General features: G+C 74.7%; 8 protein-coding genes. 2 read left to right on the forward strand and 6 right to left on the reverse strand.

Going from position 1 to position 10,065, the window contains the following annotated elements:
* Both CCN33_RS13980 and CCN33_RS13985 read right to left on the reverse strand, forming a co-directional pair.
* Nucleotides 1-991 (reverse strand): glycosyltransferase family 2 protein (locus CCN33_RS13980; RefSeq protein WP_208621751.1); only part of this gene is annotated, 991 nt, incomplete at its 3' end.
* A gap of 16 nt (nucleotides 992-1,007) precedes the next feature.
* Nucleotides 1,008-2,273 carry a glycosyltransferase 87 family protein gene (locus CCN33_RS13985; RefSeq protein ID WP_086693958.1) on the reverse strand — a complete coding sequence of 422 codons (1,266 nt, stop codon included), beginning with the start codon at nucleotides 2,271-2,273 and terminating at the stop codon, nucleotides 1,008-1,010.
* Between the two features lie 220 nt (nucleotides 2,274-2,493).
* Here CCN33_RS13985 and CCN33_RS13990 point away from each other — a divergent pair, with 220 nt between their 5' ends.
* On the forward strand, nucleotides 2,494-3,996 hold the full coding sequence (locus tag CCN33_RS13990; RefSeq protein ID WP_086693963.1) for a glycosyltransferase family 39 protein: 1,503 nt from the start codon (nucleotides 2,494-2,496) through the stop codon (nucleotides 3,994-3,996).
* On the opposite strand, the gene CCN33_RS13995 is transcribed toward CCN33_RS13990, so the two are convergent.
* Nucleotides 3,932-4,450 (reverse strand): MarR family winged helix-turn-helix transcriptional regulator, encoded by a 519-nt coding sequence (locus CCN33_RS13995; RefSeq protein WP_086693959.1) that lies wholly within the window; start codon nucleotides 4,448-4,450, stop codon nucleotides 3,932-3,934. The two genes, CCN33_RS13990 and CCN33_RS13995, sit on opposite strands and share 65 nt — an antisense overlap.
* Nucleotides 4,451-4,579: 129 nt before the next feature.
* Here CCN33_RS13995 and CCN33_RS14000 point away from each other — a divergent pair, with 129 nt between their 5' ends.
* Nucleotides 4,580-4,993, forward strand: a complete 414-nt coding sequence (locus CCN33_RS14000) for an organic hydroperoxide resistance protein (RefSeq protein ID WP_086693960.1) — start codon at nucleotides 4,580-4,582, stop codon at nucleotides 4,991-4,993.
* Between the two features lie 9 nt (nucleotides 4,994-5,002).
* On the opposite strand, the gene CCN33_RS14005 is transcribed toward CCN33_RS14000, so the two are convergent.
* The 3 genes from CCN33_RS14005 to CCN33_RS14015 all read right to left on the reverse strand — a co-directional run.
* Entirely contained in the window at nucleotides 5,003-7,219 is a 2,217-nt protein-coding gene (locus tag CCN33_RS14005) for a bifunctional glycosyltransferase/CDP-glycerol:glycerophosphate glycerophosphotransferase (RefSeq protein ID WP_086693961.1), read from the reverse strand.
* Nucleotides 7,220-7,225: 6 nt separating this feature from the next.
* Nucleotides 7,226-9,427, reverse strand: coding sequence for a bifunctional glycosyltransferase/CDP-glycerol:glycerophosphate glycerophosphotransferase (locus CCN33_RS14010; protein ID WP_086693962.1), 2,202 nt, complete (start codon nucleotides 9,425-9,427; stop codon nucleotides 7,226-7,228).
* A gap of 125 nt (nucleotides 9,428-9,552) precedes the next feature.
* On the reverse strand, nucleotides 9,553-10,065 hold a 513-nt coding region (locus CCN33_RS14015), incomplete at its 5' end, for a CDP-glycerol glycerophosphotransferase family protein (protein WP_208621753.1).

Genomic DNA, 10,065 nt, shown 5'->3' on the forward strand with positions numbered 1-10,065 from the left:
GGGGCAGGTCGCGCGGCTCGGCGGACTCCAGCACGAACCGGCCCAGCAGGGTGCCGGGTGCGGCGGGGTCGCGCGCCCAGTCCTCGGCGTCGTACCCGGCGAGGTACGCGCGGGTGTGCGCCCACCAGGCGTGCCGGTACTCCAGGTCTCGCAGGCTCAGTTCGCGCAAATACATGCGCAGTTCGTGGTCGAGGAACTTGGCCCGCGCCGCCCGCGCCAGTTCCGTCTCCCCGGCGCCCCGCAGGATCTCGTACGCCTCGGCGCAGGCGCGGGTGCGGGCGTGCCAGTTGCCGATGTGCTCCCGGTTCAGGGAGAGCGAGAGCTGTTCGGCGGCCCGGCGGACGTGCCAGACGTACACGAGATCCGGAACGAGGGCGATGCGGGGGGCGGCGGCGAGGACGCGGGCGGTGAAGACGAAGTCCTCGTAGAGGTAGCGGCCCTCGGGGAAGCGGATGCCGTTCACCCGGAGGAAGTCGGTGCGGTACAGCTTGTTGACGCACAGGGTGTCGTGGACGAGGTGCGGGCGGTCGGCGGGGTGCCCGATCAGCGCCGCCTCCGCGAACAGGCCGGACTGCCAGGGATGTTCGCGGCCCGAGGGCAGTTCCCGGCGGACGCACAGCCCGGCCGCCACCTCGGCCCCTGTCTCCGCCGCCGCCCGCAGCAGCGCGTCCACCGCGCCGGGCGGCAGCAGATCGTCGCTGTCCAGGAACATCACGTACGGCAGGGTCACCGCGTCGGTGCCGGTGTTGCGCGGGGTGCCGCAGCCGCCGCTGTTGACGGCGTGCCGGATCACCCGCAGCCGGGGCTCACCGGCCGCGAGCCCGTCCAGGATCTCGGCGCTGCCGTCGGTGGAGCGGTCGTCCACCGCGATGACCTCGCCCACCGCCCGGCCCTGGTCCAGCGCGGAGCGCACGGCGTCGGTGACATGGGCGGCGTCGTCGTAGCCGATGACCACGACGGCGACCCGGGAGGCTTCGGGCATGGGGTCCATGGTCGCTGCCGGGCCGTCAGGAGCCGGTCAGGGCACGGGCGCGGACCCGGCCGGGCTCCGGCAGGGCCCGGCTCGCGGGCACGTTGGCCGGGGGCCGGGTGGACTGCCACAGCCGGACGAAGGACAGCACGGCGGCGGCCAGCAGCACTACGTTGCGGGCCAGGATGAGCAGGCAGCCCGGCCACGTGCCGTGGATGACCGCGCCGTAGCTCATCGGGAAGACCAGGGTGCTCACCCCGGTGGCGACGAGGATCAGCACGGCCACCGGGCGCTGGCGGGTGTGCCGCGAGGTCAGGCAGACGGCGGCCAGGCCCAGCAGCCAGATCAGGTACTGCGGGCTGATGACCCGGCTGGTGACGGTGAACAGCAGCACCGCCGTGAGCGCCGCGTCGTACGGGGTCGCCGGGGAGAAGTGCCGGGCCCGCAGCCGCCACACCACCAGCAGTGCGAAGGCGGCCGCCGTCAGCGCCAGGGAGACGGTGGCGACCGTGTGCACGTGCGGGCCGACCAGCTCCATCGAGCCGTACTGGTAGCGCACCGTGCCGGACCAGCCCGCGTGCCGGGCGAGGTTGAGCGCGGTGCCGCCGAGCGACTCCAACTGGATTCCCCGGTCCCCCTGTTCGCGCAGGAAGGCGAAGGGGTTGGCGAACAGCAGCGCCAGCACCGCGAGGGAGGCGCAGCCGGCCGCCGTCGCCCACGACCACGCCGAGCGTGTCGCCCGTCCGCGTGACACGCCGAGCAGCACCAGCGCGGGCCAGACCTTCACCACCGCGCCGAGCGCGCCGAACACCCCGGCCGCGCGCGGCGACCGGCCGAGCGCCAGGAGGGCGGCCACACCGAGTGCGGTGACCTGGACGTCGTAGCGTGCCAGCGGCATGTGCAGCAGCAGGGGGAGCCCGCCCACCCAGAGCGCGGCGCCGCGCAGACTGCGTCCGGTGCGCCGCCCGGCGACGGCCAGCGCCACCGTGACGGCCGCGTCCGCCACCAGCGTCAGCAGCACGAACGCCTCGAAGTACGACAGCCCCGGCAGCAGCCCCGGCGCCAGCAGCACCAGCCCCGCGCCGGGCGGGTACTGCCACAACGTGTCGTGTGTGGGGAAGGTGCCGTGCGACAGGACGCCGTACCAGTGGAAGTACAGCCGCCACACCTCGCGCGACACCGAGCCGCCGCCCAGCACGTGCGCCGAGCCGAGGACGAGGAGCCCCAGCATCAGCGCGCGGGTGGCGAGCCAGCCGGCGACGAGGGCGAGGACCCGACCGGAGGTGACACGGAGACGGTTCATCGCGTGGGAGCCTAATCCGCGCGGATGGTGTATCTCTGCCGATACGCCGTCAATGATCGGAAAAGACTGTCTCATCGCAAAAGATCGGGCCGTGGTGGACGTCGGGCCTCTGGTGGAAACGCAGCCGCCCCGAGCGGCTGGAAGAACGGCGGTCGGGCCGGGCGGCGCGGGCGCGGCGCGGACCGGCCGGGTGCCGTGGCACGTCCGGTGGGGCGCGCCCGTGTGCCTGCCCGCACTGGTGATGCTCGGGCTCGGGCTGTGGGGGGTGGACCGGGGCGGGATATGGCGCGACGAGGCTGTGACCTTCCAGGTGGCCCGCCGGTCGGTGCCGCAGATCTGGCACTTGCTGCACGGCGTCGACGCGGTGCACGGCCTGTACTACCTGCTGATGCACGCCGTGCTCGCGGTTCACCCGGACGAGGTGGTGCTCCGGCTGCCCTCGGTGGCCGCGGCGGCCGTCACCGCCGCCCTCGTCGGCGAACTGGGCGTCCGGCTCGCCGGACCGCGCGTCGGCCTGTGGGCCGGACTGCTGTACGCCGTCTCTCCGATGGCCGGCCACTACGCCCAGGAGGGCCGCTCGTACGCGCTCGTCGCCGCGGCCGCCACCGGCGCGACCCTGCTCTTCGTCCGCGGGGTGCGCACCGGCGCCTGGAGGGCCTACGGCACGGTCCTCGCGGTCACCTGCTGGCTGCACGAGTTCGCCGTGCTGCTGCTCCTCGCCCACGCGGCGTCCCTCGGGCTCGCCCGCGTCGGCGCGCGGATGTGGCGGGGCTGGGGGAGCGCGGCCGGGCTCGTGGTGCTCGCCCTCCTGCCGATGATCCTGGTCTCGCACGCCCAGTCCGCCCAACTGGCCTGGGTGCGCCCGCCGACCTGGGTCACCGCCGGGAGCCTGCTGCGCTGGTTCCTCGGACCGGGCGAGGGCGTGTACTGGACCTGCCTGGTCCTCGCCCTGCTGGGCCTGGCCGGACTCGCCGGACCACCGGGGCGGCTGACCTGCGCACGGGTCGGCCTGCCGCTCGCGCTGGTGCCGCCCGCCGTCCTCATGCTGGTCTCGCGGCTCTCCCCGCTCTACGTCGACCGGTACGTCCTCTACGCCCTCTCCGGCGCGCCCCTGCTGGTCGCCGCCGGCGCCGACCGGCTGGCCCGGCTCGCCGCCCGGCTGCGGCTACGGGTGCCCCGGCCCCCGGTGCTGGCCCTGACCGGGGCCGCGCTGGCCGTCCTCGCGCTGTGCCTCCAGCTGCCGCTGATGAGCGACGACCGCGACCCGGCCCACCGCCCGGACGACCTGGCCGCCGTGGCGCGGGTCGCCGCGCGGGAGGTGGAACCCGGTCAGCCGGTGCTGTTCCTGCCCACCCAGGCCCGCAACGCCGCCCTCGCCTATCCCCGCGCCTTCGCGGGTGTCCGCGACGTCGCCCTCGACGAGCCGGGCCCCGAGTCCGGGACGCTGTACGGCAGGGAGGCCGACGCGGCCGAACTGCGGCGGCGGCTGTCCGGGCTCGACCGGGTGTGGGTGGTGGCCGACCGGGACCTGCTGGCCGGCCGCTGGAGCCCGAGCGGCCCCGCCGAGCGGGCCAAGATGGCCGTACTCGCCCAGGAGTTCATGCCCGCCGAGGAGGCGGCCGACGGCGACGCGAGCGTACGGCTCTACGTCCGCCGGGTCACCCTCGGGGCGCTGCCGGGCCTTGCTCCAGTTCCCGCACCGCGGCGTCCAGCGCGCCGGTGAGCCGGTCGAGGCGGTCGCGCAGCTCGCCGATCTCGGCCGGGTCCGCCCCGGTCGCCGCGGCGATGCGGCGGGGCACCTCCAGCGCCCGCTCACGCAGGGCCGTGCCCTCGCCGGTGAGCGTCACCCTTACCGAGCGCTCGTCGCTCGCGCTGCGCTCCCGGCGCACCAGGCCGGCGCCCTCCAGCCGCTTGAGCAGCGGGGACAGGGTGCCGGAGTCGAGCCGCAGATGCTCGCCGAGCTGCTTGACCGGCAGCGCGCCGCGCTCCCAGAGCACCAGCATCACCAGGTACTGCGGGTAGGTGAGCCCGAGGTCCTTGAGCAGCACCCGGTAGACGCCGTTGAAGGCGCGGGAGGCGGCGTTCAGGGAGAAGCAGATCTGCCGGTCCAGGCGGAGCCAGTCCGGGTCGGCGGCGTCGGTGGCGGGGCCGGCCGACGGGGTGGGCGAGACGCTCATGGCACCCAGGATAGCGGGACGGCGACGGCTTGGTTGTGCACAATTTAATTGTGTGCTCTACTCAATGCCGAGGGCGGCGGCCCACCCCGGCCCGCCGCCACCGACATCACCGAGAGGACCGGTCTCCCCATGGACGCGCTCTACACCGCCGTCGCCACCGCCACCCACGGCCGCGAGGGCCGCGCCGTCTCCTCCGACGGCCGCATCGACCTGCCGCTCGCCATGCCGGTCGAGCTGGGCGGCGACGGCCAGGGCAGCAACCCCGAGCAGCTCTTCGCCGCCGGCTACGCCGCCTGCTTCGGCAGCGCCCTCGGCCTGGTCGGCCGCCAGGCCAAGGTGGACGTCTCCGACGCCGCCGTCACCGCCGAGGTCGGCATCGGCAAGGAGGGCGAGGGCTTCGGCCTCAAGGTGACGCTCCGCGTCGAGTTGCCCGACTCCGTGGACGAGGAGACCGGCCGCAAGCTGGTCGAGACCGCCCACCAGGTCTGCCCGTACTCCAACGCCACCCGCGGCAACGTCGAGGTCACCCTCGTCGTCGAGTGACCTCGCGTTTCACGAGGACCGGGTGAGCTGATCGGCTCCCACGGCCGGGCCGGGGATGCGCGCCGCACCGGTGGCGGGCATCGCCTCGCCGAGCAGCAGGGTGCGCACCACCCGCTCGGCGGCCCGGCCGTCCTCGAACTCGCAGAACCGCGCGCGGAAGTCGGCCCGCAGCGCCGCCGACTCCCCGTCCCGCCACGCCCCTGACTCGAACAGCCGGGCCAACTCCCGCTGGGTGTACGTCACACGGCCCGGCGGGCGGGCGGTGATGTCCAGATAGGCGCCCCGGCTCGCCCGGAACGTGTCCCAGTCGTCGGCGTGGACCACGATCGGGCGGTCCAGGACCGCGTAGTCGAACATGATCGACGAGTAGTCCGTGACCAGCGCGTCCGAGGCCAGCATCACCTCCGCCGCGTCCGGCTCGTCCGTCGCGTCGACCACCATCCCGCGCCGGGCCAGCTCCGCCAGGCCCGCCCCGCGCGCCGGGCCGTTCGCCAGCGACGGATGCAGCCGCACCACCAGCGTGTGTCCCTCACCCAGGCCCGCCGCGAACGCCGCCAGGTCGAGCCGGTCCGCGTGGCCGCCCCGGACGTGATCGCGCCGGGTCGGGGCGTACAGCACCACCGTGTGGTCCTCGGGGATGCCGTGCCTGCGGCGGAACTCCCGGCCCCGCGAGGCGCCCGCGCCCACCAGGACGTCGTTGCGCGGGCTGCCGGTGCGGACCGAGGTGAAGTGGCAGGGGAAGGCGCGCTCCCACACCAGCTCCGCGTGCCGGTTGGCGACCAGGCCGTAGTCCCAGCGGTCCGCCCGGCGCAGCATCCGGGGCACGTCGAAACCGAGCCGGGCGCCGGGCCGGTCCAGCAGATCGGCGCCCAGGTACTTCAGCGGCGTGCCCTGGTGGGTCTGGATGTGCGTGGCACCGGGCCGCTTGACCAGCGCGCCGGGCCAGTTGACGTCGTTGACGAAGAACGCCGCCCGCGCGGTGACCTCCAGATAGCGCCGCGAGCCCAGCAGCACGTACTCGGTGTCCGGGGGCAGGGTCGCCGCGGTCTCCTCGTCCCGCACCACCCACACCCCCCGCAGCCGGGGAGCGATCACCCGGGCTGCCCGGTACACCGCCGCCGGGTCGCCGAGCATGCCCCGGTGCGAGGACGCCGAGTACACCACCAGGTCCGGGTCGAGCGGGCGGCGCGACTGCACCGCCGACCAGCCGCGCCGGGCCCGTGTCCCGGCCGCCGTCCGCAGCCGTGCCGCGCGCCGTCCGGCCTCCCGGCCCGCCTGCGCGGCCCGGCGCCGCAGGACGTACGACCCGTAACCGCCCTCCAGCAGGCGGGTCTCGCCCTCGGCACGGGTGCCCTCCGGCCGGTGGGCGCGGAACATCTGTGCCGTGCGCCGGAAGAACTCGGCCCTGTCACCCGGCGGCAGCCGGTCCGGCTTGGCCAGGATGTCCAGGCAGTGCTCGCCCATCTTGCGGTGGAGGTAGGGCCGCCACCGCGACAGCTCCGGGCGCGACTCGACGAACGCGAACACCCGCTCGTACTGGTCGTGCACGTCGAAGTGCTTGCGGCTGGTGGTGGAGAGGATGTTGCCCTGCCTGCGCTGGCGGTAGTGCAGACAGATCTGGTCGAGCGTGGCGATGCGGCCGGCGCTCAGCATGACCGGGAAGGTCCAGGGGGTGTCCTCGTAGTAGCCCGGCGGGAACGCGAAGCCGCCCGCCGTCACGAAGTCGCGGCGGTAGACCTTGTTCCACACCACCATCAGCAGGTCGAGGATCTCCGGCCGCTCGGCCGCCGTGAAGGTACCGTCCTCGGCCGCGAGCACGTGCGCGAGCACGTTGCGCCGGGTGCCGCCCCACCAGTAGGTGCGGGCGTAGTCGAAGACCAGCACGTCCGGGTCCTCGGTCTCCGCGAGGCGGCCGGCGACGGCGGCGAGAGCGCCCGGGGTCAGGGTGTCGTCGCTGTCGAGGAACAGCAGGTAGTCGCCGGTGGCGTGCGGCATCCCGGCGTTGCGGGCCCGCCCGAGGCCGACGTTCTCCGGCAGGTGCAGCACCTTCACCCGGGAATCGCGCCCGGCGTACTCGTCGAGGATCGCGCCGCAGCCGTCCGGTGAGCGGTCGTCCACGGCGATCACCTCCAGATCCTCGAAGGACTGCCCGAGAACCGAGTCCAGGCACTCGCGCAGGAAGCCCTGCACCTTGAAGCAGGGGACGATGACACTGAAGCGGGGCACGGCGGATCAGCTCCTCACGAGGGACGCGGCGGCGGGGGCGGGCACGCGCTCGGCGAGCGGCACCACCGGCGGCAGCGCCTCCGGCGGCTCACCGAGCAGCACCCGGCGCACGACCCGCTCGGCCGCGCGCCCGTCGTCGAACTCGCAGAACCGCTCCCGGAAGACGGCCCGGCGCGCGGAGGACTCCTCGCCCCGGTACTCGCCCTCGCGGAAGATCCGCGCCAGCTCCTCGGGAGTACGGGCCACCGGGCCCGGCGCCTCGGCCATCAGGTCGAAGTACACGCCCCGCGTCTCGCGGTAGACCTCCCAGTCGTCCGCGAACACCACGATCGGGCGGTCCAGGTTGGCGTAGTCGAACATGATCGAGGAGTAGTCCGTGACGAGCGCGTCCGCCGCCAGGCACACGTCCTCGGCCGAGCGGTGCGCGGTGACGTCGATGATCCGGTCCGAACTCCGGGCCGTGCCCTGGTCGTAGAAGTAGTGGGCGCGCAGCAGCACCACCACGTCGTCCCCGGCCGCCTCGCAGAACGCGGCCAGGTCCAGGCCGGGTTCGAAGCCGGTCGCGTGGTCGCGGTGGGTGGGGGCGTACAGCACCGCCGTGGCGCCCTCGGGGATGCCCAGTTCGCGGCGGACGCGGGTCACGTCGTCGGCGGTCGCCGTCACGTACACGTCGTTGCGCGGATAGCCGTACTCCAACTGCTCGTAGGAGCCGGGGAAGGCGCGCTCCCACATCTGCGTGGAGTGCCGGTTGGACGACAGGTTGAAGTCCCAGCGGTCCACCCGGCCCAGCAGCTTGGTGAAGCTGCCCGACCGCGCGGCCACCACCGGGTACGTCGACTGGTCCACGCCCATCTTCTTCAGCGGGGTGCCGTGCTGGGTCTGCAGATGCGTGCTGCCGGGGCGCTTGACGACACCCTCGGCGAAGTTGGCGTTGTTGATCAGGTACGTGGCGCGGGCCAGCACCTCCCAGTACCGCGGGGAACCGATCACCGCGTACTCCACGTCCTCCGGGACCGTGTGCGCCTGGTCGGCCTCCACCAGGAACACCGAGCGGATGTGCGGGGCGAGTTCGCGGGCCCTGGCGTGGATCGCGGCCGGGTTGCAGGCGTACCCCCGGCCCCAATAGGCGCAGTACACGGCCAGGTGGGGATCGAGCGGGCGGCGCAGGGCCCGGGCGTAGCGCAGCCGGGTGCGCAGCATGCGCGGCTTCGGCAGCCGGCGCAGTACCCCGGCGGCCACCCGGCCGGCCCCGCGCAGCGCGCGGAACGGGGTGTACGCACCCGCCGCCAGCAGCCGGTGCTGCGCCCCGAGGCTCCCGCCGGGCACCCGGTACCCGGCCGGGCGGTGCCTGCGGTACAGCCGCCCGGCGCGGCGGAAGAACGCCCGGTGGCCCTCGGTGAGCCGCTCGGGGCGGGAGGCGGTCTTCAGGACCTGGAGGAAGAGCTGCCCGAAGAGGGCTCTGGTCCGCTCCACCGGGAGCGCGGACTCGGCCGCCCGGCGCAGCACCCGGTCCACCTGGTCCAGGAGGTCGCGCTGGTGCGGTCCGGGCGCGTTCAGCCTGCTGCCCTGGCGCCGGGCCCGGTGCCGGACGACCGGCCGGCGCAGCACCGCGATCCGGCCTGCGGCGACGGTGACCAGGCCGCCCCAGCCGAGGTCGGTGAAGTGCCCCTCCGGGAAGGTGAGTTCGTGCTCGACAAGGAAGGAGCGCCGGTAGCAGGCGCTCCACGCGGGGAACTGGACACCGGTGAGCCAGGGGGCCGCGCCGGGCGCGAAGGCTCCCGCGGGGGCCTTCGCCAGCAGGGGGGCGGCCGGGTTGGCGGGCTCGCCCTCCCACCAGGGCACGCGCTCGTACTCGGCGTGCAGCACGTCGACGCCCGCCGTCTCGGTCAGCCGCTGGTCCAGCGCGGCCAGCGCGCCGGGCAGCAGCAGGTCGTCGCCGTCCAGGAAGAGCACGTACCCGCCGCGCGCGGCCCGCAGCCCGGCGTTGCGCGCCCCGCCCAGTCCGGCCGACGGCGGCGAGTTCACCGGGAGCACCCGCCGGTCGCGCTCGGCGTGTGCGGCGGCCACCGCGGCGGCCGGGGCGTCGGGGGAGTCGCAGACCGGGATCAGTTCCAGGTCGCCGAAGGACTGGGCGAGGACCGAGTCCAGGGCCTGCGCCAGCCGGCCCGGGACCCCGTGGGAGGGGACGATGATGCTGAAGCGGGGCATGCTGTTCTTTCTGTCGTCTTGCGGACGCGGCCCGGCCGCCCGGCGGGACGCCAGGTGGACGGCCGGGTCGGCGTGGGCCGCGTCGTGCCGAGGGGCATGGAGGCTCCCGGAAGGTCCAACGGTGTTCAGCGGCCCTCGGTGACGGGGAGCGGGCCGGGAGGTTGCGGCACGGACGGCAGCGGCGCCCTGACCTCGGCCTTGGCCGCCGACCGCACCGCCCCGCGCGCACCGGGCGGCACCGCCTCGGGCAGCCCCGCCGGCCGTCCCAGCACCACATGCCGGACGACGCGCTCGCCCGCGCCGCCGTCGTCGTACGGGCAGAAGCGCTCGCGGAACGCGGCCCGCAGCCGGGCGGAGCGAACCCCGCGCCAGTGGCCGGAGGCGAACACGTCCGCGACCTCCTCCTCGGTGCGGGCCAGCGGGCCGGGCGGGCAGGCCAGCAGGTCGAGGTAGGCGCCCCGGACCGTGCGGAAGGTGTCCCAGTCCCCGGTGTGCAGCACCACCGGGCGGTCGAGCCCGGCGTAGTCGAACATCAGCGGCGAGAAGTCGGTGAGCAGCGCGTCCGAGGCCAGGCACAGGGACGGCAGGTCGGGATGGGCGGAGACGTCGGCCAGGCGGGCCCCCGGCGCCGGGGGCTC

Source organism: Streptomyces recifensis (assembly GCF_002154615.1).
Taxonomy (GTDB): domain Bacteria; phylum Actinomycetota; class Actinomycetes; order Streptomycetales; family Streptomycetaceae; genus Streptomyces; species Streptomyces griseoluteus.